The sequence below is a fragment of the Aneurinibacillus sp. UBA3580 genome (assembly GCF_002375825.1).
GTDB classification, from domain to species: domain Bacteria; phylum Bacillota; class Bacilli; order Aneurinibacillales; family Aneurinibacillaceae; genus Aneurinibacillus; species Aneurinibacillus danicus.
Genome location: NZ_DFMZ01000004.1, coordinates 31,749 through 55,935 on the forward strand (window position 1 = coordinate 31,749; position 24,187 = coordinate 55,935).

Annotated in this window: 28 protein-coding genes; 27 read left to right on the forward strand and 1 reads right to left on the reverse strand. The window is 49.6% G+C overall.

Annotated features, from left to right (window positions below; translation table 11 throughout):
* The first annotated feature begins 14 nt into the window (after positions 1–14).
* From B2899_RS00410 to B2899_RS00500, 19 genes are all read left to right on the forward strand, one after another.
* Positions 15–911, forward strand: coding sequence for an alpha/beta fold hydrolase (locus B2899_RS00410; RefSeq protein ID WP_286883193.1), 897 nt, complete (start codon positions 15–17; stop codon positions 909–911).
* A 219-nt stretch (positions 912–1,130) separates the two neighbouring features.
* Positions 1,131–1,574 carry a ribose 5-phosphate isomerase B gene (gene rpiB, locus B2899_RS00415; RefSeq protein WP_146809727.1) on the forward strand — a complete coding sequence of 148 codons (444 nt, stop codon included), beginning with the start codon at positions 1,131–1,133 and terminating at the stop codon, positions 1,572–1,574.
* A 34-nt stretch (positions 1,575–1,608) separates the two neighbouring features.
* Positions 1,609–2,172: a TIGR01440 family protein gene (locus B2899_RS00420; protein ID WP_146809758.1), complete on the forward strand. Its 564-nt coding sequence runs from the start codon at positions 1,609–1,611 to the stop codon at positions 2,170–2,172.
* Positions 2,173–2,203: 31 nt separating this feature from the next.
* Positions 2,204–3,454: a serine hydroxymethyltransferase gene (glyA, locus tag B2899_RS00425; protein ID WP_286883196.1), complete on the forward strand. Its 1,251-nt coding sequence runs from the start codon at positions 2,204–2,206 to the stop codon at positions 3,452–3,454.
* 370 nt (positions 3,455–3,824) lie between these two features.
* Positions 3,825–4,454 carry a uracil phosphoribosyltransferase gene (gene upp / locus B2899_RS00430; RefSeq protein WP_146809725.1) on the forward strand — a complete coding sequence of 210 codons (630 nt, stop codon included), beginning with the start codon at positions 3,825–3,827 and terminating at the stop codon, positions 4,452–4,454.
* 38 nt (positions 4,455–4,492) lie between these two features.
* Positions 4,493–5,629 (forward strand): non-hydrolyzing UDP-N-acetylglucosamine 2-epimerase, encoded by a 1,137-nt coding sequence (gene wecB, locus B2899_RS00435; protein ID WP_218029546.1) that lies wholly within the window; start codon positions 4,493–4,495, stop codon positions 5,627–5,629.
* A 139-nt stretch (positions 5,630–5,768) separates the two neighbouring features.
* Positions 5,769–6,497, forward strand: a complete 729-nt coding sequence (locus tag B2899_RS00440; RefSeq protein WP_286883203.1) for a CsxC family protein — start codon at positions 5,769–5,771, stop codon at positions 6,495–6,497.
* Between the two features lie 160 nt (positions 6,498–6,657).
* Positions 6,658–9,456: a phosphodiester glycosidase family protein gene (locus tag B2899_RS00445; protein ID WP_286883206.1), complete on the forward strand. Its 2,799-nt coding sequence runs from the start codon at positions 6,658–6,660 to the stop codon at positions 9,454–9,456.
* A 107-nt stretch (positions 9,457–9,563) separates the two neighbouring features.
* Positions 9,564–10,757: an acetyl-CoA C-acetyltransferase gene (locus B2899_RS00450; RefSeq protein WP_146809719.1), complete on the forward strand. Its 1,194-nt coding sequence runs from the start codon at positions 9,564–9,566 to the stop codon at positions 10,755–10,757.
* A 256-nt stretch (positions 10,758–11,013) separates the two neighbouring features.
* The gene (locus B2899_RS00455; protein WP_146809718.1) at positions 11,014–11,232 is read left to right on the forward strand and encodes an AtpZ/AtpI family protein; all 219 of its coding nucleotides are present in this window, start codon (positions 11,014–11,016) and stop codon (positions 11,230–11,232) included.
* A 1-nt stretch (position 11,233) separates the two neighbouring features.
* Entirely contained in the window at positions 11,234–11,611 is a 378-nt protein-coding gene (locus B2899_RS00460; RefSeq protein WP_146809717.1) for an ATP synthase subunit I, read from the forward strand.
* 28 nt (positions 11,612–11,639) lie between these two features.
* Positions 11,640–12,431, forward strand: coding sequence for a F0F1 ATP synthase subunit A (atpB, locus tag B2899_RS00465; RefSeq protein WP_146809716.1), 792 nt, complete (start codon positions 11,640–11,642; stop codon positions 12,429–12,431).
* A gap of 74 nt (positions 12,432–12,505) precedes the next feature.
* Complete coding sequence (gene atpE, locus B2899_RS00470; protein ID WP_043067557.1) at positions 12,506–12,727, forward strand: F0F1 ATP synthase subunit C; 222 nt, start codon at positions 12,506–12,508, stop codon at positions 12,725–12,727.
* A 115-nt stretch (positions 12,728–12,842) separates the two neighbouring features.
* On the forward strand, positions 12,843–13,328 hold the full coding sequence (gene atpF / locus B2899_RS00475; protein WP_246147279.1) for a F0F1 ATP synthase subunit B: 486 nt from the start codon (positions 12,843–12,845) through the stop codon (positions 13,326–13,328).
* Positions 13,325–13,864: a F0F1 ATP synthase subunit delta gene (locus tag B2899_RS00480; protein ID WP_146809715.1), complete on the forward strand. Its 540-nt coding sequence runs from the start codon at positions 13,325–13,327 to the stop codon at positions 13,862–13,864. Before atpF ends, B2899_RS00480 begins: the two co-directional genes overlap by 4 nt.
* A 21-nt stretch (positions 13,865–13,885) precedes the next feature.
* Positions 13,886–15,397, forward strand: a complete 1,512-nt coding sequence (gene atpA / locus B2899_RS00485) for a F0F1 ATP synthase subunit alpha (RefSeq protein WP_146809714.1) — start codon at positions 13,886–13,888, stop codon at positions 15,395–15,397.
* 45 nt (positions 15,398–15,442) lie between these two features.
* Positions 15,443–16,306, forward strand: coding sequence for an ATP synthase F1 subunit gamma (gene atpG / locus B2899_RS00490; RefSeq protein ID WP_146809713.1), 864 nt, complete (start codon positions 15,443–15,445; stop codon positions 16,304–16,306).
* A gap of 30 nt (positions 16,307–16,336) precedes the next feature.
* Positions 16,337–17,737 (forward strand): F0F1 ATP synthase subunit beta, encoded by a 1,401-nt coding sequence (atpD, locus tag B2899_RS00495; RefSeq protein WP_146809712.1) that lies wholly within the window; start codon positions 16,337–16,339, stop codon positions 17,735–17,737.
* Between the two features lie 31 nt (positions 17,738–17,768).
* Entirely contained in the window at positions 17,769–18,173 is a 405-nt protein-coding gene (locus B2899_RS00500) for a F0F1 ATP synthase subunit epsilon (RefSeq protein WP_146809711.1), read from the forward strand.
* Positions 18,174–18,375: 202 nt separating this feature from the next.
* On the opposite strand, the gene B2899_RS00505 is transcribed toward B2899_RS00500, so the two are convergent.
* Positions 18,376–18,861: a low molecular weight protein-tyrosine-phosphatase gene (locus tag B2899_RS00505; protein ID WP_174760600.1), complete on the reverse strand. Its 486-nt coding sequence runs from the start codon at positions 18,859–18,861 to the stop codon at positions 18,376–18,378.
* Positions 18,862–19,056: 195 nt separating this feature from the next.
* Here B2899_RS00505 and B2899_RS00510 point away from each other — a divergent pair, with 195 nt between their 5' ends.
* From B2899_RS00510 to nuoK, 8 genes are all read left to right on the forward strand, one after another.
* Complete coding sequence (locus B2899_RS00510) at positions 19,057–19,425, forward strand: NADH-quinone oxidoreductase subunit A (protein ID WP_146809710.1); 369 nt, start codon at positions 19,057–19,059, stop codon at positions 19,423–19,425.
* Positions 19,416–19,934 (forward strand): NuoB/complex I 20 kDa subunit family protein, encoded by a 519-nt coding sequence (locus B2899_RS00515; RefSeq protein WP_146809709.1) that lies wholly within the window; start codon positions 19,416–19,418, stop codon positions 19,932–19,934. Before B2899_RS00510 ends, B2899_RS00515 begins: the two co-directional genes overlap by 10 nt.
* Entirely contained in the window at positions 19,931–20,905 is a 975-nt protein-coding gene (locus B2899_RS00520) for an NADH-quinone oxidoreductase subunit C (RefSeq protein WP_286883235.1), read from the forward strand. The genes B2899_RS00515 and B2899_RS00520 overlap by 4 nt, the downstream gene beginning before the upstream one ends.
* Before the next feature lie 4 nt (positions 20,906–20,909).
* The gene (locus B2899_RS00525) at positions 20,910–22,025 is read left to right on the forward strand and encodes an NADH-quinone oxidoreductase subunit D (protein ID WP_146809707.1); all 1,116 of its coding nucleotides are present in this window, start codon (positions 20,910–20,912) and stop codon (positions 22,023–22,025) included.
* Positions 22,025–23,026 carry an NADH-quinone oxidoreductase subunit NuoH gene (nuoH, locus tag B2899_RS00530; RefSeq protein WP_146809706.1) on the forward strand — a complete coding sequence of 334 codons (1,002 nt, stop codon included), beginning with the start codon at positions 22,025–22,027 and terminating at the stop codon, positions 23,024–23,026. The genes B2899_RS00525 and nuoH overlap by 1 nt, the downstream gene beginning before the upstream one ends.
* Before the next feature lie 13 nt (positions 23,027–23,039).
* Positions 23,040–23,456, forward strand: coding sequence for an NADH-quinone oxidoreductase subunit NuoI (gene nuoI / locus B2899_RS00535; RefSeq protein ID WP_146809705.1), 417 nt, complete (start codon positions 23,040–23,042; stop codon positions 23,454–23,456).
* Complete coding sequence (locus tag B2899_RS00540; RefSeq protein WP_146809704.1) at positions 23,456–23,962, forward strand: NADH-quinone oxidoreductase subunit J; 507 nt, start codon at positions 23,456–23,458, stop codon at positions 23,960–23,962. The genes nuoI and B2899_RS00540 overlap by 1 nt, the downstream gene beginning before the upstream one ends.
* Positions 23,959–24,187: NADH-quinone oxidoreductase subunit NuoK (gene nuoK, locus B2899_RS00545; protein ID WP_286883239.1), on the forward strand; the 229-nt coding region annotated here is incomplete at its 3' end. The genes B2899_RS00540 and nuoK, both read left to right, overlap by 4 nt.

Below are 24,187 nucleotides of genomic sequence, written 5' to 3' on the forward strand. Positions count from 1 at the left end.
AGAGAGGAGAATGCATGGTGGCAGATATCTCTTTACAGTATGTGCAACTTGCGAACGGGGAAAGGATCGGCTATCGAGAACGAGCGGGCGGTACGCGCCCGCTTGTGCTTGTGCACGGCAATATGACATCGTCTGTGCATTGGGATGTTTTTATGGAGGCGCTGCCTCCTAAATATAAAGTATATGCGGTGGATATGCGAGGATTCGGTGAATCAAGCTACCATACACCTATCGATTCGCTGCATGATTTCGCTCTGGATTTGGACGATTGGGCGAGAATAGTGGGGCTGTCGTCTTTCGTGCTGATGGGCTGGTCCACCGGGGGCGGAGTGGCAATGGATTTCGCGGCCGATCATCCGGATAAAGTAGAGAAGTTGGTGCTGTTGGCATCTGTGGGCACGAGAGGCTACCCGATTTTCAAAAAAGATGAACACGGCCAGCCCGATATTACACAGCCGCTGCGTACGAAAGAAGAGATTGCCCTGGATTTGGTCCAGGTACTTCCGATTCTGCGGGCGTATGAGACGAGGGATAAAGATACGCTACGGCAAATATGGGAGATGCTCATTTATCACGACAATAAGCCGGATGAAACGCGCTATGACAGATATCTGGAAGATATGCTGACGCAGCGCAACCTGGTCGATGTCGATTATGCACTTGCCATGTTCAATATCAGCAGCGAAACCACCGTGATGGGCGAAGGAAATGGCAAAGCGTCGAAGATTACGATGCCGGTTCTCGTTTTAAGCGGGAAAAAGGATCGCGTTGTGCCGGAGCAGATGGCGCTGGATATTCAAAAAGATATCGGGGAAAATGCGCGCCTTCGTTATTTGGATACCGGGCACTCGGCGCTAATTGACGACCTGCCAGGATTGGTCCGCGTCGTTACAGAGTTCATTGAAGAATAAATTAGTTCATGGGTGTTTGAGTATTATTATATGATTCTAAGCATAATGCAAAGAAAATTCTTACAAATCAAAACGATTTATTTCCGAACGTTTTTTGTTATATAATCAAAAATGTACAGTTTTTTCGTTTCCAAGCACAAAAATCCTCTATGCATTTGCTTTCAATAGGTTATAATACAAAAAGAAGCAGATGGATTACAGAAACGGAGGAATCCAGACGTGAAAGTCGCAATTGCCGCTGACCACGGTGGTTATAAATTAAAAGAGGAAATTAGAAAGTATCTCGAGTCTACAGGCATCGAATATAAGGATTTCGGGTGTAATTGCGAAGATTCGGTCGACTATCCGGATTATGCATTGCCGGTGGCTGAGAAAGTTGCAAAAGGCGAATTTGACCGCGGTATCCTTATCTGCGGTACAGGCATCGGCATGTCGATTGCCGCCAACAAAGTCAAAGGCATTCGCTGTGCGTTGGTACATGATTGCTTTACGGCGAAGGCTACGCGTGAGCACAACGATTCCAATATTCTGGCGATGGGTGAGCGCGTTATCGGGCCCGGATTGGCTTTAGAAATTGTGAAAATCTGGCTTGAAACGGAATTTTCCGGCGGCCGCCATCTGCGTCGTGTGGAAAAAATTAAAGAAATTGAGGACAAACAGTAAGTCCTTGACGAAGGCAGTGTGAAAACCTGTGAAGATGGAACAGTTAAGGCAAGACATCAGCTCCATTATGGAGGATCTCCTGGCGGCCAAACCGCTCGGTGAGAATCATATTCTTGTCTTCGGTACAAGCACCAGCGAGATTATCGGTAAACGAATTGGCTCTGCAGGCAGTGAGGAAGTCGCCGCAGCGCTGTATGGAGCGATTGAAGAGGTAAGGCAGGAACATGGATTTTCCGTAGCGTTCCAGTGCTGTGAGCACTTAAACCGGGCGCTTGTAATAGAAAGGGAAACAGCGGAACGTTTCGGCTGGCCGGAGGTAACCGTTGTGCCTGTTCCGCGCGCCGGAGGAGCTATGGCTTCGCATGCGTTTCGGCAGATGCGGGATGCGGTAGTGGTGGAAACCATTCAGGCCGATGCCGGCATTGATATCGGGGATACATTCATCGGTATGCACATAAAGCCGGTGGCCGTGCCGATTCGTCCGCGTACAAAGCAGTTGGGTGAAGCACATGTAACGATGGCGGTGACGCGTCCGAAACTTATCGGCGGCTCCCGCGCAGTATACGAGCGCACCTGGCCGGAAGAAAGCTGTCATTAATCTAAGCGTTTTATGAGGAGGAGAAGAGAGGATGCTTGAACAAGTGAAGAAACACGACCAAGAAGTAGCAGAAGCCATCAAACTGGAATTGGGCCGTCAGCGATCGAAAATTGAACTTATCGCTTCCGAGAACTTCGTCAGCGAAGCGGTAATGGAAGCCATGGGTACGGTATTGACCAATAAGTATGCTGAAGGATATCCGGGCAAGCGCTATTACGGCGGATGCGAGTATGTGGATATCGTAGAAAACCTTGCACGCGACCGTGCGAAGCAATTGTTCGGCGCTGAGCATGCCAATGTGCAGCCTCACTCCGGCGCACAGGCAAACATGGCCGTCTATTTCGCATTCTTAAAGCCGGGAGACACCGTGCTCGGCATGAACCTGTCCCATGGTGGACACCTGACACACGGCAGTCCGGTTAACTTCTCCGGTACACTGTACAATTTCGTGGAATATGGCGTAGATAAAGAAACACAAGTGATTGATTATGAGGATGTCCGCAAAAAGGCGGAAGAGCATAAACCGAAAATGATCGTAGCGGGCGCAAGCGCATATCCGCGCGTGATTGATTTCGCCAGGCTGCGTGAAATCGCGGATAGCGTGGGCGCATACTTGATGGTGGATATGGCGCACATCGCAGGTCTTGTGGCGACCGGCCACCATCCGAATCCGGTGCCGTACGCTGATTTTGTCACAACGACGACGCACAAAACGCTGCGCGGACCCCGTGGCGGTATGATTCTGTGCCGCGAAGAGTATGCGAAAGCGATCGATAAATCCGTATTCCCTGGCATTCAGGGCGGTCCGTTGATGCATGTCATCGCATCGAAGGCTGTCGCATTCGGAGAAGCGTTGAAGCCGGAATTCAAAGAGTACAGCGCTCGCGTCATCGCAAATGCTAAACAGTTAGCTGAATCGTTAAAAGAAGAAGGGTTTACACTTATTTCCGGCGGTACGGATAACCATCTGATTCTTATTGATGTACGCAACATGAATCTGACGGGAAAAGACGCCGAGCATCTGCTGGATGAAGTGGGCATCACCTGCAACAAGAATACGATTCCATACGATCCGGCCAGCCCGTTTGTTACCAGCGGTATTCGCATCGGTACGCCGGCTGTTACAAGCCGCGGCTTTGACGGGGAAGCGATGAAAGAAATTGCGGCTATTATGGCGCTTTCCCTGAAAAATCCGCAGGACGAAGCCAAGCAGGATGAAGCTCGCCAGCGCGTCGCTGCTCTTTGCGAGAAATTCCCGATGTATCCGAATCTGGAGATTTAATTGTAATACTGAAACGGGGAAGGGGTATAGAATCAATCAACCACAGTGCTTGGTGTCAAGCCAATTAAAATAAAGCAGAAAAGCGGGGTACAGATCTTGTATTCCGCTTTTCTGCTTTATCTTTGTATATGTTCTATGGTATGTAGAGGAAAAAACAGACGAAAAAAGAGAGGGAACGTAATTTTTGCCTGTTAATATATAAGGTTTTTTCTTGCTGGCTTATATAGAGTCAAGTAAAATCCTTCGTTTTTTCCCTTCTTTTTCGTTTTAAACCATGCATCTCGAATCCTATTCTGCTATAATATATCGCAGTGCAAAAAACTGTGAACAGTGACGACATATTTTGATAAGCAGACAGGAGGCTCCCCCGATGGGAAAAGTGTACGTATTTGACCATCCGTTAATTCAACACAAATTATCGTATATTCGAGATAAAAATACGGGTACGAAGGAATTCCGCGAGCTGGTGGATGAAGTCGCAATGCTGATGGCATACGAAATCACACGCGAAATGCCGCTCAAAGAAATTGAAATCGAAACGCCGGTCACCACCTGTAAGACGAAAGTCATCGCAGGAAAGAAAGTTGGGCTCGTTCCGATTCTTCGTGCTGGCCTCGGCATGGTAGACGGCATGCTAAAGCTGATCCCGGCCGCAAAAGTCGGCCATGTCGGCCTGTACCGTGACCCGGAAACGCTGGAGCCGGTAGAGTATTACGTAAAGCTTCCGAGCGATATTAACGAGCGTGAGCTGATTGTCATCGACCCGATGCTTGCTACCGGAGGCTCCGCTGCCGCCGCGGTAACGGCTCTGAAAAACCGCGGTGCGCAAAACCTGAAACTGATGTGCCTCATCGCAGCGCCGGAAGGCATCGAGAAATTCCAGCAGCTTCATCCAGATATTGACATTTATGTGGCCGCAGTGGACGAGCAATTAAACGATCACGGTTACATCGTACCCGGTCTCGGAGATGCGGGTGACCGCCTGTACGGAACGAAGTAACGCGCAAATGGGGTGAAACTTTGACCAGAAGAAAGATTATGACCGTGTTTGGTACACGGCCGGAAGCGATTAAAATGGCGCCGCTCGTACATAAACTGCGTCAATATGAAGAGCTTGAACCGTTCGTCTGCGTTACGGCGCAGCATCGTCAAATGCTTGACCAGGTGCTGGATATTTTCTCCGTTACGCCGGACGCCGATTTGAATGTGATGAAAGACCGGCAGACGTTAACCCAGATTACGACTCGTGTACTGGAAGGGCTTGACGAGATTATGAAAGCGGAAAAGCCGGATATGGTACTTGTTCACGGCGATACGACAACGACATTTGCCGCGAGTCTGGCGGCGTTTTACAATCAAATTCCGGTAGGCCATGTGGAAGCGGGCCTGCGCACATGGAACAAATACTCGCCGTATCCGGAAGAGATGAACCGTCAATTAACGGGTGTCATCTCTGATCTGCATTTCGCGCCGACCGCACAGGCGGCAGAAAATCTGAAACGGGAAGATAAAAGGGACGATGTAATTTACGTTACCGGGAACACGGTCATTGACGCGCTAAAAACTACGGTGCGCGACGATTACAAGCATCCGGTACTGGAGGAATTTGCCGGGAAGAAGCTAATCTTAGTGACCGCCCATCGCCGGGAAAACCTCGGGGAGCCGATGGCGCGCATGTTCCGGGCTATTCGTCGTCTGGTGGACAAACATGAAGATATCGCCGTTGTCTATCCGGTTCATCTTAATCCGGTAGTACAGGAAGCCGCCAACAAGTATTTGGGCGAGCATGGGCGAATTCAGCTTATCGCTCCGCTGGGCGCGGTTGATTTCCATAACTTTATGTCCCGCGCGTATCTAATCTTGACCGATTCCGGTGGGGTACAGGAGGAAGCGCCTGCATTCGGTGTGCCGGTGCTTGTACTTCGCGACACGACGGAACGCCCGGAAGGAATCGAGGCGGGTACATTAAAATTAGCTGGCACGGATGAAGAAAAGATTTTCACTTTGGCCGATGAATTGCTAACTAGCCGGGAGGCATACGATCAAATGGCGAAGGCCGTTAACCCGTATGGCGACGGGGAAGCGTCCCGGCGCATTTGTGAAGCCATTCTGTATTATTTCGGGCTGCGCGGCGAGAAGCCGGTACCTTTCCTTCCGAAAAGCTTACAGCGATAAAGGTAAAGAGGAGTGCATTCTTTTTAAGAATGCGCTCTTTTTTGTGAAAAATCCACGCATGTCCCGGGTAGTCTGTCCATACCGATTCCAATCTGTCTCATAGTATGCAATAAGCGAATTCTCAAGGAGGGAATTGGTTATGCCAATCAAATTTGATGACTCGGCAAATGTCAATGAATGTGAAGGTACTATCGTCACGCCCGGCAACCTGACGCCGGCCGGGGAACGTATCGTAAAAGTACCTGTTCTTCTGCAGGAAGTATCGGTTCAAATTCCGCTTCGAGCCAAGATTAAATTCTGCGATCCGGTACTCGAAATCAAAAGAATCAAGAAGCGCGTGAAGGTGACCCAGTGCCGTCTGATTCAACCGCGCAGCACGCGAGGACCGCGCGGCAAGCTGTTCCTCAGCGGTTTTGTCCGCAAAAATATCCAGTATGCAACGCCGTGGGATGCTGATAAGGATGAAGTATTCTCACGTCTGCGCTCGCTGACTGTCGACATACCGTTCGATTGTGTCGTGGATATCGATGAATTCCTGACGCCGCCGGTAGGACCTTTCTTCAACGTACGGCGCGAGTTTGACTTTCTGGTAAACAAGCCGCTGCCGAGCGGATTCCCGGAAAAAGACGAACTGATGTCTACAGACTTATCCCAGTTCCACCAACAAAGCACGGAATTCTTCAATGAAATTGTCTTCTGCGAACTGGTGCGCAGCGAGATTACCGAGTGGGATGAAGCAACAAACCGCAAGCCTCTTAAGAAAGGACCGTTTGAAGAAGGAACCTTTACGGAGCTTGTGGAAAAAATGGTGCTGGACCTTACCCTCAAAGTTCTGCAAAACCAACAGGTACGTGTAAAAGCTCATTAAAAAGACCACGAAGAGTGAGATGAGACGTTGCATATGTTTCCCACTCTTCTTTTTTCTCTTTTTCTTCAAATATTAATTTAAATAGAAACTAATCCCTCCTTTAAGGCGTCTAAATTAATTGGAAAAAACCATGTAAGTATGAAAAGAGAGGAGAAGGGTGATGAGCAACTACATACGCAAGGGAATCGTTGCATTTATTGCGATTGTGGCAGCGATTGCTTTGCTGATGCCGTATAAGGGAATGGCTGCGGGCATGTCCCTGGAGAAGGTTTCTGAATCTCCCATCGGGGAAGGGACAAGCCTCCTGAAATACCGGCATGTGATTAACGGTAAAGCTTCAAATGTTTTTGTCACGCGTGTTAATTTGAACAACCCGTATGTGGAAGTGGGACCGATATACGGTACCGGCGGAAAACTGACAGTCCGACAGAATGTCAAAAAAATGGCCGATGAAAGAGGGGCCATAGCGGCTATCAATGCCGATTTTTTCCGCATGGATCGCAAAGGCACTCCGTTTGGCATCGTGCTTGATAAAGGCAAGCTGGTGTCTTCGATGGGGAAAATCAACAACTGGTACTCTTTTGGCCTGCTGAATGATAAGACCGCGATTGTTTCTCATTTGGGATTTAATGGGACCGTCCAGGCGCCTGACGGAACAACCGCCATTATTCAGGGGGTCAATAAGGAAGAATACAATCCGACGAACGACAAGAGTCACTTGAATAAAATCAATCTGTATACCTCCGACTTCGGTGCGACAAGCCTGGGTGCGATTAAAGGGTATGAAGATGCGGTGGAGATACTGGTTGTCAACGACCGGGTCAAGGATATGCGTATCGGCAATCCGGTTGGTTATTCGATTCCGCAGGGCGGATACGTGCTTTGGGGACACGGGGTAGGCAAGCAGTACTTGTTGAGCCATTTTAAAGTGAATGACCCGGTGACGGTTACTCTCCAGACGACGACTGACTTTCCGGTAGGCGATCGTGAACTGTACAGCGCCGTGGGTGGACATATGCTGCTTGTAAAAGACGGAAAGGCGCTCACGAAGATCCCGTCTGATTCTATCGGTGGCAACCAGCCCCGTACGGCATTCGGAGTATCGCAGGACGGCAAAACGCTCTACATGGTCGTAGTGGAAGGACCGAACAAGAGCCGGGGCGTCACGCTGGACGAGCTGGCTCAGTTGATGTTGAAGCTGGGCGCATACAATGCGGCGAACCTTGACGGTGGCGGATCTACCACAATGGTGGCCCGCTATCCGGGAGATACGCAAACAACGCTTCTGAATACACCGAAACTGGGCGCTGCTATGCGTGCGGTGCCAACGGGGCTTGCGGTATTCAATACGGCGCCTGCGGGTGAGTTTGCGAATTTCCTTTTTACCAACGGTAGCAAGGGAGTAGTGGGGCAGCCGATTACTCTTACCGTTAAAGCGTATGATAACCATTACAATCCGTATACATTGAATCCGGCCGACATTACCTGGACGGCGAATCCGGCGGACGGTACATTCAATAAAAATGTCTTTACTCCAAAACGCAGCGGTACGATTACGGTTACCGGAGAATATCGAGGTGTGAAGAAGAGTCTGAACCTGAGCATAACGGCTCCGGAAGTGACGGACATTATCGTATCGCCGTCGCCGTTAGCACTCCGCAGCGGCGGACAGACCAGTTTTTCTGTTTCGTTGAAGACAAAAAGCGGACAGGTTATTTCTGCCTCTCCCGGTATGGTAAAGACATCGCTTACAGCAGGATTGGGCACGCTGCAGGGCTTTACGATTCAGGCGGGACAGACGAGCAAGTCCGGTGAGCTGGTTGTTACCTACAACAATATTGTGCGCAAGGTTCCGGTTACCGTAGGAACGAGATGGTCGTTCTGGACCAACGCCGATAATCTAACTACGCTCAGTTATCATACGATCCCCGCTTCTATCAGCACGAACGGATCGTTCCGCCAGACAACGGACGGCGAGCCGGTAAAAGCGTCCGGCAAAGCACTGCGCCTGGCGTATAATTTTGAAGGCTCTTCCAATGTCGATATGCGTTTTGCCTATGGACGTTTTGGCTCCTCCCCGCTCTTGATGCCGGGTCAGCCGCTTGGTATGAAGTTGTGGGTATACGGCGACAACAGTCTTCACTGGCTGCGCGCCGAGCTGGTGGATGCGAAAGGAAAGACTCATTATGTGGATCTGGCCAAACAAATCGATTGGACTGACTGGAAGGAGATTGAAGCCAGCTTCCCGGCGGGAGTTGCGTATCCGGTAGCGCTGAAGAGTCTCTATGTGGTAGATGAGGAAGATTCAACGCTTGAGCCTCAGGGCACAGTCTATTTTGATGAAATCTCATTGGAGTATCCGGCAAACACAGCACCGGTAACACCACCGCCCGCTCCCGCCAATCCGACCGGATTTACCGATATTAAAGGACACTGGGCGGAAGCAACACTGATTGAAATGTATAAAAAAGGTATTGTGAGCGGCATTACTCCAACGAAGCTGGGACCTTCCGTGGCGGTCACCCGCGGACAGTTCGTAACGTTCATGGACCGCGCATTCGGTTGGACGAAGAACAACCCGGCCAAAGCCCAATCACCGTTTAAGGATAAGCTGCCGGATTATGCGAAAGCTTCCATTCTGGCTGCTGTGGAAAAAGGAATCGTTTCGGGATTTGACGATGGAACATTTAAAGCGGATGCACCGATTAGCCGAGCGCAAATGGCCGTGATGATGCATAATGCGATAAAGAAGGGATACGGCAATGCGAACAAGCCTGCGACATTGTCTCCGTCCTTTAAAGATGCTTCCTCTTTTCCAGCCTATGCGGTCGAAAGCATCCGTTTCCTGTCTGAGCGCGGATACGTAAGCGGCGATGCAAACGGCGGCTTTGGGCCGAATCGGACGGCAAACCGTGCCGAATCGCTCGTTGTGCTGGACCGCCTGATGAAAAGTTTTTAATTTATATTAAATTCTCTCTCCTTAGCAGGAATTCGTTTTTTTTCACTCGAATATAGTACGAGTATGTATTAAAAATTAAAAAAAGTGAGAGAGAGGGAGCCAAATCTATGAGTAACCGTGACGTAGTGATTGTAAGTGCTGTCCGTACACCGATTGGAAGCTTCATGGGAGCGTTAAGCAACATTCCGGCTACGGAATTGGGGGCTATCGTAATTAAAGAAGCGCTGAAGCGCGCAGGCGTTTCCGGCGATCAAGTAGATGAAGTCATCATGGGGAACATTTTACAGGCGGGCCTCGGCCAGGGTCCGGCGCGCCAGGCTGCCGTTAAAGCCGAACTGCCGTATGAAGTTCCGTCTACTACCATCAATAAGCTGTGCGGCTCGGGTCTGAAAGCTGTTCATCTGGCTGCACAGGCGATCAGCCTTGGAGATGCTGACATTGTCGTGGCGGGCGGCATGGAGAATATGAGTCTGGCGCCATATCTGATGCCGAAAGCGCGTACTGGCTATCGCATGGGCGATCAGAAGGTGCTTGACAGCATGCTGACGGATGGCCTGATGTGTGCGTTTAACAACTATCATATGGGTATCACGGCGGAGAATCTGGCTGAGAAGTACGGAATTACCCGTGAAGAGCAGGACAAATTTGCTGCATGGAGCCAGCAGAAGACTGAAGCGGCAATGAATGAGAATAAGTTCGCTGACGAAATCGTTCCGGTAGAAATCCCGCAGCGTAAAGGCGATCCTATACTGTTCGACAGGGATGAATTCCCGCGTGCGGGCGTAACAGTAGAGCAACTTGGCAAGCTGAAGCCGGCTTTCAAAAAAGAAGGAACAGTGACGGCAGGCAACGCTTCGGGCATTAACGACGGAGCAGCGGCGCTTGTGCTGATGAGCCGTGAGCGTGCCGAGCAGCTGGGTCTCAAACCGATGGCTGTGATTCGTGCCAATGCAAGCGCAGGGGTTGATCCGTCCATCATGGGTATCGGACCGGTTCCGTCTACGAAGAAAGCGCTTGAAAAAGCGGGTCTGACGATCGAAGATATCGATCTGGTAGAAGCGAACGAAGCGTTTGCCGCGCAATCGCTGGCAGTGGGACGCGAACTGAATATCCCGGATGAGAAGCTTAATGTCAATGGCGGCGCCATATCTCTTGGTCATCCGGTCGGTGCGAGCGGCGCACGTGTACTCGTCACGCTGCTGCATGAGATGAAGCGCCGCGGTTCCCGTTACGGTCTGGCAACGCTTTGTATCGGCGGCGGACAGGGTGTAGCAACCATTGTAGAAATAGAAAATAATTAACGGCTGTCAAGCGCAAAATGGGCAGTTACTGCATTTAATTGTACGAAGCAGGCTGGTTTTGTCGAAAAAGTGACAATCCTATTGCAGCTTGTTGACAAACAATAAATGCTTAAGTACTATGGTTAGGGACAATATAGATCATAACTTAGTTATGACGCATTGTTCCTAACCTTTTCTTAGGAGAATCGGCGGTTTGTGTCGAATTTTTTTTGGAAACTGGGAGCGTGTGAAAGCGAAAACGGGAGGGGTGCCGTAGGTGAAGCAGGATAAGAACGGACCTTTACGAGCTTTTGCATTAGTCGGGACAATAGGGGTAGAATTGGCTACCTCTGTTATTTTTGGCTTCTGGGCCGGACGAGCGGTCGATAATTGGTTGGGAACCGAACCGTGGTTCTTGCTTATCGGTCTATTGTTCGGTTTAGGGTTGGGTATACTAGGAGTGTTCTTCTTAGTCAAACAGTTCTTTGGAGAGTAACATGGAATCCTTTGCTTCATCCATTAAACACATAGCCCGATACATATTTCTTCTTTTTACGGCCGTCGTCCTGTTATGGCTGTTTATGCCGCAGCGTGTATTTTTTCAGGGGCTTATCCTTGGCATGCTGGTAAGTATGGCAAACGGCTTTATTCTTTATGTGAAAACGCTGCAGGCTGGAGAAGTGGCGCTTACTCCCGGGAAACGGTTGCGGGGAATTGGGATGCTGCCACGCTTTTTGCTTGCCGGTTTTTCGGTGTATGTCTCCTTTAAGATGCCTCATATGTTTTCCTTTTACGGGGTCGTTATTGGACTTATGACCGTTTCGGTCATGACACTTCTATTTGCTATCTCTCAATATTTATTGATAAAAAAATAACGTGCTTACGAAAGGGGTGAATGAGAAAATGGAACACTACTCTCCGATTGTTCAGTTTGCAGGACTTCGCTTTGACGTTCCTGTAGTGCTGATGACTATTCTTACTTCCGTCCTGGTATTTATCGTTGTGATGCTTTGCACAAGAAATATGACGACCGGAGTACCGAAGGGTAAGCAGAATTTCTTCGAATGGGTTATTGATTTCATTCGCGGAATCGCCGGCCAATTTATGGATGCGAAGACCAGTACAAAGTTTGTAACGCTGGCCCTGACGCTTTTCCTGTACATTTTTATAGGAAACCAGCTGGGTGTCATGGCAAATTTCACTGTTGAGCACAGCGAACCGATCCCTTCGTTAGGTATTACCCAAGAAGTGATCAATGAACACGGTCACGAGGTCGAGCATGACGGCCATATGGAAAAAACGTTGGGCGTTGCCTGGTTTAAGTCACCGACGGCTTCGCCAAGCGTGACGTTTGGCTTGGCTCTAATGGTGCTGTTGTATGCGCATTACCTGGGCATTAAAAAAGATGCAGGCAGCTATGTAAAACACTGGTTCCAGCCGCATCCTCTGATGTTTATCCTTCATGTCATGGAGGAATTCATCATCAAACCGCTGACACTCCCGCTTCGTCTCTTTGGTAACATTTTCGCGGGTGAGGTACTTATCGCCTTCCTGTTGGCAGGCTCTGTAGCGGTAGTAAGCCTTCCGCTGATTGTCTGGTTGGGCTACTCCGTATTCGTGGGTGCTGTACAGGCTTACATCTTTACCACTTTAACCTTAGTGTATATCTCACAAAAAGTTGTGGATGACCACTAAGAAAAACAAGTTAACAACCTTTTTATCGATAAAATTTATTTGATTTTGATCATTTTCTGAGGAGGGAAATCATAATGGATTTCGCAATTGCATTAGGTTTAATTTTTGGTCTTGCCGCTGTTGGCGCAGGTATCGGTAACGGTCTTGTAGTATCTCGTACAATCGAAGGTGTTGCTCGTCAACCGGAAGCACGTGGCGGTTTGATGGGTCTTATGTTCCTTGGTCTGGGTCTTGTTGAGGCCGTTCCGATCATCGCAGTTGCTATCGGTTTCATGCTGTTCGGACGTCTCGGCTAATCGTTTAGAGAAAAGTCAGCAATTGTATAATTTTACCGGGGCGGGGGCCGTTATCCTTCGCCTTCCTTTTGTACTTAGATGAATTCTCCTGCTATAGGAAAGGAGTTGACGAACTGTGGAAATCCAACTCGGCACATTGTTGTTTCAAGTTGTTATGTTTTTAATCCTGCTGGCGCTTGTGTCCAAGTTTGCGATGAAACCGGCGATGTCGGTGCTGCAAAAACGCCAGGAGTATATTGAAAGTCAAATCACGGCTGCTGAGCAAGCGAACGCGGAAGCAAAATCTCTGCTCGAACAGCAGCGCGCTGAATTAAAGAAAGTGCGCGAAGAAGCGCAAACCATTCTTGAACGTGCGAAAAAGCAAGCGGATGTGGAAGGACAGGAAATCATTGCTGCTTCCCAGGCCCGCGCTGAGCGCATGATCGAAGAAGCTAAACTCGAAATCAACCGTGAAAAAGAGAAAGCGATCGCTTCTGTGCGCGATCAGGTAGCGGGTCTTTCTGTGCTGCTTGCTTCCAAGATTATCGAAAAGGAAATGTCGCAAGCTGAACAGCAAGATACGATTGAGCAGTTTATGAGACAGGTGGGCGGTCAAGTATGAGTGCTGTCGCAAAGCGCTATGCCCGTGCCTTATATGAAGTAGCCAGTGAACAACAGGCGATTGATACAACAGAAACAGAATTGACTCAAATTACGGATATTATCAAGCAGAGCGATGAGTTGAAGATGCTTCTGACTCATCCGAAGGTGACAGCGCAGGAAAAGAAAGAGATGGTAAACGACCTGTTTGCCGGTAAAGTTTCTGAAACGACGCTGAACTTCTTGAATCTTCTGCTCGAGCGCGGGCGTGAGGATGAATTGAACGATATCGCGAAGCACTTCGTGAACCTGTCCAATGAAGAGCGCGGCTATGCCGACGCAACCGTGATCACGGCAAAACCGCTGACTGAAGCGGAAGTACAGAAAGTGGCCGAACAATTCGGTCAGAAAGTAAACAAAAAGCTGCGTGTGAAGGCCAAAGTCGATCCTTCCATCATCGGCGGCATCATCGTACGCATCGGCGACCGTCTTTATGATGGCAGCATCAAAGGCAAACTGGCTCGCTTCACACAGCAAATCAAGCAAGCCCAAGTATGATAGATAGGGGTGAACCATAAGGTGAGTGCAATCAGACCAGATGAAATTAGTTCTCTGATTAAACAACAGATTGAAAAATATAAATCTGACATCCAGGTAGTGGATGTGGGCACAGTTATCCAGGTTGGTGACGGTATCGCGCGCGTTCACGGTTTGCAAAACGTTATGGCCGGGGAGCTACTTGAGTTCGCAAACGGCGTAATGGGATTGGCGCAAAACCTGGAAGAAGATAACGTGGGTGTCGTTATTCTCGGACCTTACACGGATATCCGCGAAGGCGACGAAGTAAAACGTACGGGCCGCATCATGGAAGTTCCGGTAGGGGAAGCAATGCTTGGCCGCGTTGTAAACCCGCTCGGTCAACCGATTGATGGGATGGGTCCGATTGAAACGACGGAGTTCCGTCCAATCGAAAGCCCGGCGCCTGGTGTTATGGCGCGTAAATCCGTACATGAACCGCTGCAAACGGGTATCAAAGCAATCGACGCGATGATTCCGATCGGCCGCGGCCAGCGTGAGCTTATTATCGGTGACCGCCAAACAGGTAAAACCGCGATCGCTCTCGATACAATCATCAACCAAAAAGGCAACGGCATGATTTGTATCTACGTTGCCATCGGTCAAAAGCAATCCACGGTTGCGGGTGTAGTAGAAACGCTTCGCCAACACGGTGCGCTTGAGTACACAATCGTTGTATCCGCAACAGCTTCTGATCCGGCGCCGCTATTGTATCTTGCTCCATATGCGGGTGTAGCAATGGGTGAGTACTTCATGTATAAAGGTCAGCACGTACTGTGCGTATACGATGACCTTTCCAAACAAGCGGCAGCATACCGCGAGCTGTCCCTGCTGCTCCGCCGTCCGCCGGGCCGTGAAGCATATCCCGGGGACGTATTCTACCTGCACAGCCGTCTCTTAGAGCGTGCTGCGAAGTTGAGCGATGACCTGGGCGGTGGCTCTCTGACTGCTCTTCCGTTCATCGAAACACAAGCAGGTGACGTATCTGCGTACATTCCTACAAACGTAATCTCCATCACGGATGGTCAGATCTTCCTTGAGTCCAATCTGTTCCACTCCGGTCAACGTCCGGCGGTGAACACTGGTATCTCTGTATCGCGTGTAGGGGGCGCCGCCCAAATCAAAGCGATGAAGAAAGTTGCCGGCTCACTGAAACTGGACATGGCGCAATACCGTGAACTTCAAGCGTTCGCGCAGTTCGGTTCCGACCTGGACAAAGCGACGCAGGCCCGTCTGAACCGCGGGGAGCGTACAGCTGAGATTCTCAAGCAAGGCCAGTTCGAGCCGATGCCGGTTGAGAAACAGGTTGTTTCCATCTATGCGGCTACAAAGGGCTTCCTTGATGACATCCCGGTAGGTGATGTGCGCCGTTTTGAGAAAGAGCTGCATGCTTACATCGAACACAACAAGAAGGAAATCTTCGACACGATTGTTAACACGAAAGAATTACCACCGGAAGACCAATTGAACGCGGCAATCGAAGAGTTCAAGAAGGGCTTCGCTGTATCCGAATAATCAAGCGCAATACACTAATTCAAGGAACAAAGGTGGTGAACAAACGTGGCCGGAGGAGGACTTCGTGAAATAAAAGCGCGCATCAAAAGCGTGCAGAACACACGCCAGATTACGAAAGCCATGAAAATGGTCGACGCCGCAAAACTGCGCCGTGCGCAGGAGAGAGCGGAAGCGGCTCGCCCGTACGCGCAGAAGATGCGTGAAGTGGTGATGAGCATTGCGGCGGGAACGTCAGGCGCCAAGCATCCGATGCTCGAGAGCCGTCCGATAAAGAAAACGGGCTATGTCGTTATCACATCTGACCGTGGCCTTGCGGGCGGATATAATAGTAACGTGCTCCGCATGGTAGTCCGCACCATTGCTGAACGTCATAACAACAAAGATGAGTACACAATTTTCGTGCTGGGGCGTAAAGGCCGTGATTTCTTCAAGAAGCGCGATTATCCGATTGCCGAAGAAGTCGTGAATATGTCCGATACCCCGACATTCGCCCACATTAAGCACGTCACGCGCAGCGCTGTTCAAATGTTTGCCGATGGCGGTATTGATGAACTGTACCTCGTGTATAACAAATTCATCAGCGCCATCCAGCAAGAACCGACGGAACTGCGTCTGCTTCCGCTGGCTGATGTCGAGAAGGTGGAGGGAACGCCGACATACGACTTCGAACCGTCCGCGGATGAAGTGCTTGCCGACTTGCTGCCGAAGTATGCGGAAACCCTCATCTTCAGCGCACTGCTGGAGGCCAAAGCCAGTGAGCATGGTGCCCGCATGACGGCGATGGGCAACGCAACGGATAATGCTACAGATATGATTGAACGCTATACACTGTTCTATAATCGTGCCCGCCAGGCGGCGATTACACAAGAAATCGCGGAAATCGTCGGCGGAGCCAGCGCGCTCGAATAGGCTTCGATGCGTTAGATAGGAGGGAAACAGATGAGCAAGGGACGCGTACTTCAGGTTATGGGTCCGGTCGTAGACGTTCAGTTTGAACGCGGACACCTGCCTGAAATCTATAACGCTGTTAAAATTGACGAAACACTTGATAACGGTAAGAAAATTGAGCTGACTCTTGAAGTTGCTCTTCACCTGGGAGATAACATCGTTCGTACAGTTGCCATGTCTTCTACGGACGGTCTGGTACGTGGCATGGAAGCTGTTGATACAGGTAAAGCCATCTCCGTACCGGTTGGTGAGAAAACGCTCGGACGTGTATTTAACGTACTCGGTGAGCCGATCGACTTAAAAGAGCCTCCGAAAGATGTAGAATATCACCCGATTCACCGTGCGGCACCTGCATTCGAAGAGCAATCCACATCTGATGAAATGCTTGAGACGGGCATTAAGGTTGTAGACCTGCTCGCACCGTACGCAAAAGGTGGTAAGATTGGTCTGTTCGGTGGTGCCGGTGTAGGTAAAACCGTACTTATCCAGGAGCTTATCAACAACATCGCCCAGGAGCATGGCGGTTACTCCATTTTCGCGGGTGTAGGTGAACGTACACGTGAAGGTAACGACCTCTACCATGAGATGGTAGACTCCGGCGTTATCAGCAAAACATCCATGGTATTCGGTCAGATGAACGAGCCGCCGGGAGCGCGTCTGCGCGTAGCCCTGACTGGTCTTACAATGGCTGAGTATTTCCGCGATGCGGAAGGCCGTGACGTTCTTCTGTTCATCGACAACATCTTCCGTTTCACACAGGCCGGTTCTGAGGTATCCGCCCTGCTTGGACGTATGCCGTCCGCAGTAGGTTACCAGCCGACACTGGCAACGGAGATGGGTCAACTGCAAGAGCGTATCACATCTACGAAGAAAGGTTCTGTAACGTCCATCCAGGCGATCTATGTACCGGCGGATGACTACACTGACCCGGCGCCTGCTACAACGTTCGCGCATCTGGATGCAACAACGAACCTTGACCGTGGTATTTCCGAGCTTGGTATCTATCCTGCGGTAGACCCGCTTGCTTCTACTTCCCGTATCCTGACACCTGCGGTTGTAGGCCAGGAACACTATGATGTAGCTCGCGGCGTGCAGTCTATCCTGCAGCGTTATAAAGAACTTCAAGACATCATTGCCATCCTGGGTATGGACGAGTTGTCCGATGAAGATAAACAAACAGTTAACCGTGCGCGTAAAATCCAGCGCTTCATGTCTCAGCCGTTCCACGTTGCTGAACAGTTCACAGGCTTCCCTGGAAAATATGTACCGGTTAAAGAAACGGTTCGCAGCTTCAAAGAAATTCTGGAAGGCAAGCACGACGATCTTCCGGAAGCAGCGTTCCTGTATGTTGGAACAATCGAAGAAGCGGTTGAGAAAGCGAAAAAGATGTAGTTCAACCCTGATGATGGGGAGGGTTTCGTAAATGAATACAATTGCAGTCGAAATCGTTACTCCAGAACGGGTTGTCTACCGCGGGGATGCTCGCATCGTCGTAGCCAGAGGAGCAGAAGGGGATTTGGGTATTTTGCCGAATCATATTCCGATGGTTACACCGCTGAAGATTGCTCCGGTTCTGGTGAAGAAACACGAAGGCGCAGACGACAAGATCGCAGTCAGTGGCGGCATAATGGAAGTTCGCAAGGACAAGGTAACGATTCTTGCAGAAGCCGCAGAGCTTCCTGGAGATATTGACGTGAACCGCGCAGCTGCAGCGAAAGAGCGTGCTGAACGCCGCCTCGCTGAAAGCGGAAAAGAAGACATTGATTTCAAGCGTGCCCAATTGGCGCTTCAGCGTGCAATGACACGCCTTGATGTCGCTGGAAAGTAAAGAGTCGAGGGAAGAGAGGAAAGATAGAGGTTGAAGTAGAGGAAAAAGGTGAAGGCCTTTTTCTTCCTCCGATCTTCTTTCCTTCTCCCTCTTCTTTTTTTATTTTTTACATTAAGAAAGCTCTCTCCGAAATTTTTGGAGAGAGCTTTCTTGTGTGTTGGGCCAAGAGTGGCATGGTGTGTTATAATGAAGAAAATAAAACTTAAGTTGGCAGATGATGTTTTTTGATAATATGGTCAAGCAATACTTCGCAAGAACGACGGATGATGGTATAGGTTTCGAAGAAAGCATCGTCGCCACGCGCCCAAGGGTCAGGTACGTCTCCCGGACCTTCCGGATCGAATTCGCGCATTAGGTGAATGTTTCCGGTAAGCGTACCTATTTGACGAATGTTAGTATGGTTTGAAGAGTCCATGGCAATTATATAATCCCACTGGGTCAAATCGTTTACAGTGAATTGCCGGGCGTATTGTCCGGCGAGCGATATCCCGTGTTTTTCCGCGATGCGTCTGGAACCCGGATCCGGCAGCTCTCCCTCATGATAGTTTGCAGTGCCTGCTGAATCAATGATGAAGTATTCCGCTAACCCTTTTTCTTTCACCAGATGCCGGAACACTCCTTCCCCCAGTGGAGAGCGGCATATATTTCCCAAACACACAAAAATAACGCTGATTTTCTCCTTTTTCAAAAAACCACTTCCTTGAACAAATGTAATGTATCAAAGTTTTATTCATATATAAATATAAATGTATCATAATATCTGGTATTTCTGTATTAGACAGTACCCAAGCCTTTTGATATAATTGTGTGGGGTTTTCATCCAGTTATTGTTTTTTACTTAATTTTATCATAAAAATCCATAGAGTAGGGTAGGGGGGAAGGTATGACGACAGTATATGCAAACAACTATTTGATTGTTGCCATTTTTCTCTTCTTAGGCGTTCTCTTGCCTGTGGGTGCGCTTACATTGGCGCGGTTTCTGCGCCCTAGCAACCCGACGGAAGAAAAGAGAAAGACCTATGAGAGCGGTGTGGATCCGGTAGGGTCAAGCTGGGTGCAGTTTAACGTTAAATACTACATTTTCGCCCTGTTATTTGTAGTGTTTGACGTAGAAACTGTATTTTTGTATCCATGGGCCGTCGCCTATGACAGTCTCGGATTATTCGCACTAGTCGAAATGATTATTTTTATTGTACTGCTGGTAATAGGGTTAATCTATGCCTGGAAGAAGAAGGTGTTGGAATGGAACTAAACTTAGAGAACATCAGCTTAGAGGAACGCAGAGAGCTTGAACGCAGTGTATTTTTCAGTACGTTTGAGCAGTTGAAAGCATGGGCCCGCAGCAATTCCATCTGGCCGCTTACATTTGGTCTGGCCTGTTGTGCTATCGAAATGATGGGTACGGGCGGCGCCAACTGGGATACGGACCGTTTTGGCGTATTCTATCGCGCCTCGCCGCGCCAGTCTGACTGTATGATTGTCTCCGGAACGGTAACGAAGAAGATGGCCCCGCTTGTACGCCGTCTGTACGATCAGATGGCTGAACCGAAGTGGGTTATCGCCATGGGTTCCTGTGCTACGGCGGGTGGACCGTATGTCAACTCGTATGCTGTAGTGAAGGGGGTAGACCAAATCATTCCGGTTGATGTATATATTCCGGGATGTCCGCCAAGCCCGCCTGCATTAATCTACGGAATTAATAAATTGCAAGAGAAAATTCGATATGAAGCAAAAACCGGGAAGAAGGTGATCGGTGAATGAGTGAAGAGAAAAAGAAACCGACACCGGAAGAGAAGGCGAAGGCCGCGGCAGCCGCCAGGGCTGCAGCGGAAGCAAAAAGAAAACGCATGGAAGCGGAAGCCGCTCAGGCATCCGGTGGAGATAAGCCGGAGGCAAACACCGATGATGTAGCTAAGGCGAAGGCGGACGCCGCTGCGAAAGCGAAGGCTGCCGCTGCGGCCAGGGCCGCTGCCGAAGCGAAGCGCAAGCGTATGGAGGCGGAAGGCGCAGCCGGGAAACCGGCGGAAGGCGACGCAGATGCCATCGCCAAGGCAAAGGCAGCCGCCGCCGCGAAAGCGAAAGCAGCCGCTGCTGCTAAGGCGAAAGCCGCAGGCGCAGCCGGTGGAGATGATGACGCGAAAGCGAAAGCGGCCGCCGCCGCAAAAGCAAAAGCCGCCGCAGCCGCTGCGGCCAGGGCAAAAGCTGCAGGAGGCGCAGTCGGTGAAGAAGCGGCTCAAGAGCCGAAAAAGCCGTCACCGAAGCAGCCGATACTCGATAAGATTGTGAAAGTTATTACAGAGGAATTTGGCGCAGATGTATTCGAAGACTCTTATATTAATGAGCTTAGCGAACATATTCCTACACTCATTGTCAAAAAAGAGAAGTGGCATGACGTAGCCCGTTTCATGCACGACCATGAAGAATTGGCTTTTGACTATTTGTCTTTAAGCCTTGGCGTAGACTATGAGACCTACATGGAATCCATCGTCTATCTTTACTCTTACAAACACCGCCACAATGTATGCGTCAAAGTCAAAGTTGATCGGGACAACGCCAAAGTGGCGTCTGTCATGGATATCTGGGCCGGTGCGGACTGGTTCGAAAGAGAAACGTATGACCTGCTTGGCATCGAATACGAAGGACATGCTAATATGAAGCGCATTCTGCTCCCGGATAACTGGGTCGGACATCCGCTTCGCAAAGACTATGTACAATACGATGAGGAGGTGTGAGGACATGAGCTCAAGCACGGAACTGCGAACCGAAGAAATGCTGCTCAATGTCGGTCCTCAACACCCGAGTACACACGGGGTGTTTCGCCTGATTGTCAAGATTGACGGGGAAACGATTACAGAAGCCATCCCGGTTATCGGGTATCTACACCGGGGTACGGAAAAGCTGGCTGAGAACTTAAACTACACGCAAATTATTCCCTATACAGATCGCATGGACTATATTTCGGCGATGTCGAATAACTATATGATGGTCCATACCGTAGAAACGATGATGGGACTCGAGATTCCGGAGCGCGCGGAATATTTGCGTGTCATTGTGCTCGAACTTCAGCGCGTGGCGAGTCATTTGCTGTGGTTCGGTACATACCTGCTCGATTTGGGAGCGCTGAGCCCGCTATTGTATGCCTTTGTGGACCGCGAGAAGATTCTTGCCTTTTTTAATGAGTTGAGCGGGGCACGTCTGACATACAACTATATGCGGGTAGGCGGCGTCAAATGGGATGCTCCGGAAGGCTGGATTGAAAAAGTAAAAGAATTTGTTCCGTATATGCGCAAGCAAATTCAAGATTACCATACACTCGTAACAGGAAATGAAGTACTCATTAACCGTTTGAAAGGCATTGGCGTTATTACGCAGGAAGACGCGATTAACTACTCGCTAAGCGGCGTTCTGCTTCGTTCTACGGGCATTAAATGGGATTTGCGCAAAGATGAGCCGTATTCGATTTATGACCGCTTCCAATTCGAAGTGCCGACGGAAACCGCGGGTGATTGTTTTGCGCGCTATAAAATCCGTTTAAGAGAGATGGAAGAGTCGCTGAATATTGTCGAGCAAGCGATTGAGCAATTCCCTAAAGAAGGAGAAATTATGGCCAAGGTTCCCCGGGTGCTTCGCACACCGCAGGGAGAGGCATTTACAAGAATCGAAGCGCCGCGCGGAGAAATCGGCTGCTATATCTCAAGCAACGGAAAAGATAAGCCATACCGCATCAAATTCCGTCGTCCTTCCTTCGCGAATCTGCAGGTTCTTCCGAAGCTTGTCAAGGGGCAAAACGTTGCTGACATGGTAGCGATTCTCGGAAGTATTGATATCGTGCTTGGGGAGGTAGACGGCTAATGGGGGCTTATATTGAACAAAGCCTGGGCCTTACGAACAGTCTGGTGTTCATTTTGTCTGCGGCGGCTTTGCTGGGCATTGTGCTTGGCTTCGTAACGTATTCAATCTATTTCCAGCGCAAAATCCTTGGCTGGATGCAGCTTCGCATAGGTCCGAACCGGGTAGGTCCACTGGGGCTTCTCCAGACGGTTGCCGACGTATTGAAGCTGCTTCTTAAGGAAGATATTATTCCGAAAGCCGCAGATAAGCCGCTGTTTATTATCGCACCGATCATTGCGTTTATGCCGGCGTTTGGGGTCCTTGCGGTCATGCCGTTCACCGAGAGCATCCATTTTGCCGATGTCGGGGTGGGTCTGCTGTACTACATCGCTCTTTCCGGCATTACCGTGTTGGGTGTGGTAACGGGTGGTTGGGCGTCCAACAACAAATGGGCGCTGATTGGGGCCATGCGTTCTGCGGCACAGATGATCAGTTATGAAATTCCGCTTGTTATGTCCGTTGTCGGTGTTATCCTGATGACTGGCAGCTTAAACTTAATCGACATCGTCGAGAAGCAGAAAGAAATGGGCATGTGGTTTTTCATTCCGCAGTTCTTAGGTTTTATTATTTTTATTATCGCGCAGCTTGCCGAGTTAAGCCGGACACCGTTCGATTTGACCGAGGCGGAATCGGAGCTTATCTCGGGTTACCACGTTGAGTACAGCGGTTTCCGCTGGGCATTCTTTATGCTGACCGAATATGTGTACATCTTTGCGATGGCATCACTGACGACGGTGCTGTTCCTGGGCGGTTGGCTTCCACCGTTCGAATTCCTCGGCTTTATTCCGGGAATTATCTGGTTTGGGCTAAAATTTCTTGCGATCGTATTCTTTATTTTCTGGTTGCAGGCTACATTCCCGCGTATGCGTGTGGACCAGTTGATGCAGATGGGCTGGAAAGTGCTCCTGCCGCTTGCGCTTTTGAATATCCTGATCACCGCTGTGTTAAAAACGGTGCTTTAAAAGAGGTGATAGTATGCTAGGCTTTGCTAAGGGTATGGCTTACACATTTAAACAGATGACGAAAAAGAAAGTTACCCACATGTATCCGGACCAGGAAATGGTTTGGCCGGAGCGCTTTCGCGGCATTCAGCATTTCGCACCCGAAAAATGCATTGTATGTAACCAGTGTGCCCGGATTTGTCCGACAGGCTGCATCAATCTGATTGGGAAGAAAAGCGAGGACCCGAACAAGAAAGGGAAAGTCATCGATACGTACGATATTAACTTTGAGATTTGCATTCTGTGTGACTTGTGCACGGAAGTATGTCCGACGGAAGCGATTGTGATGACGACCAACTTCGAACTGGCTGCATACAGCCGCGACGAATTGTTCAAAAACCTGGAGTGGTTGGACAATAACAATACAAACGTGCGGGGAGGGAACGCCTGATGAGCGGACAATTTATCGCCTTTTTCGTTCTTGCCCTGCTGACCATCGGGGGAGCGGTCTTCATGATCAGCTTTCATCGGGTTGTGCATATGGTGGTGGCGCTCGCGTTTACATTCTTGAGCATCGCCGGACTGTATATATTGCTCGAAGCCGAGTTCGTCGCGATGACGCAGATTCTTGTGTACTCCGGGGCGATTTCCGTTCTTATGCTGTTCGGTATTATGCTGACACGCCATGATGCTTCGGAAGTTCAGGAGAAGAAGAGTCCTGTCAAATGGCTGATTCGTATCGGAGTTTCCGTGTTCTTTATTATTGTTTTTCTCGGAATTCAAAGTGTCCAATGGAGCGATAAGCCTGCCGATTTCACGGCCAAAGACAATGTAAAGGAAATCGGGGTACAGATGTTTACCAATTATGTCATTCCGTTTGAGATGGTATCTGTTCTTCTGCTGGTAGCGCTTGTCGGAGCCATCATTCTGGCCAAGAAGGAGGCGGAAGAGGAATGAGTGTACCGATTAACTCCTATTTGCTTGTGGCATTGATTCTGTTCTGCATCGGTCTGTATGGCGCATTGACCAAACGAAACGCCGTAGTCGTTCTGCTGTCAATCGAATTAATGCTGAACGCCGTGAACCTTAACCTTGTTGCGTTTGCCAAATATGGCCTATTCCCGCATATCTCGGGGCAAATCTTCTCGTTATTTACCATTACGGTGGCGGCAGCCGAAGCAG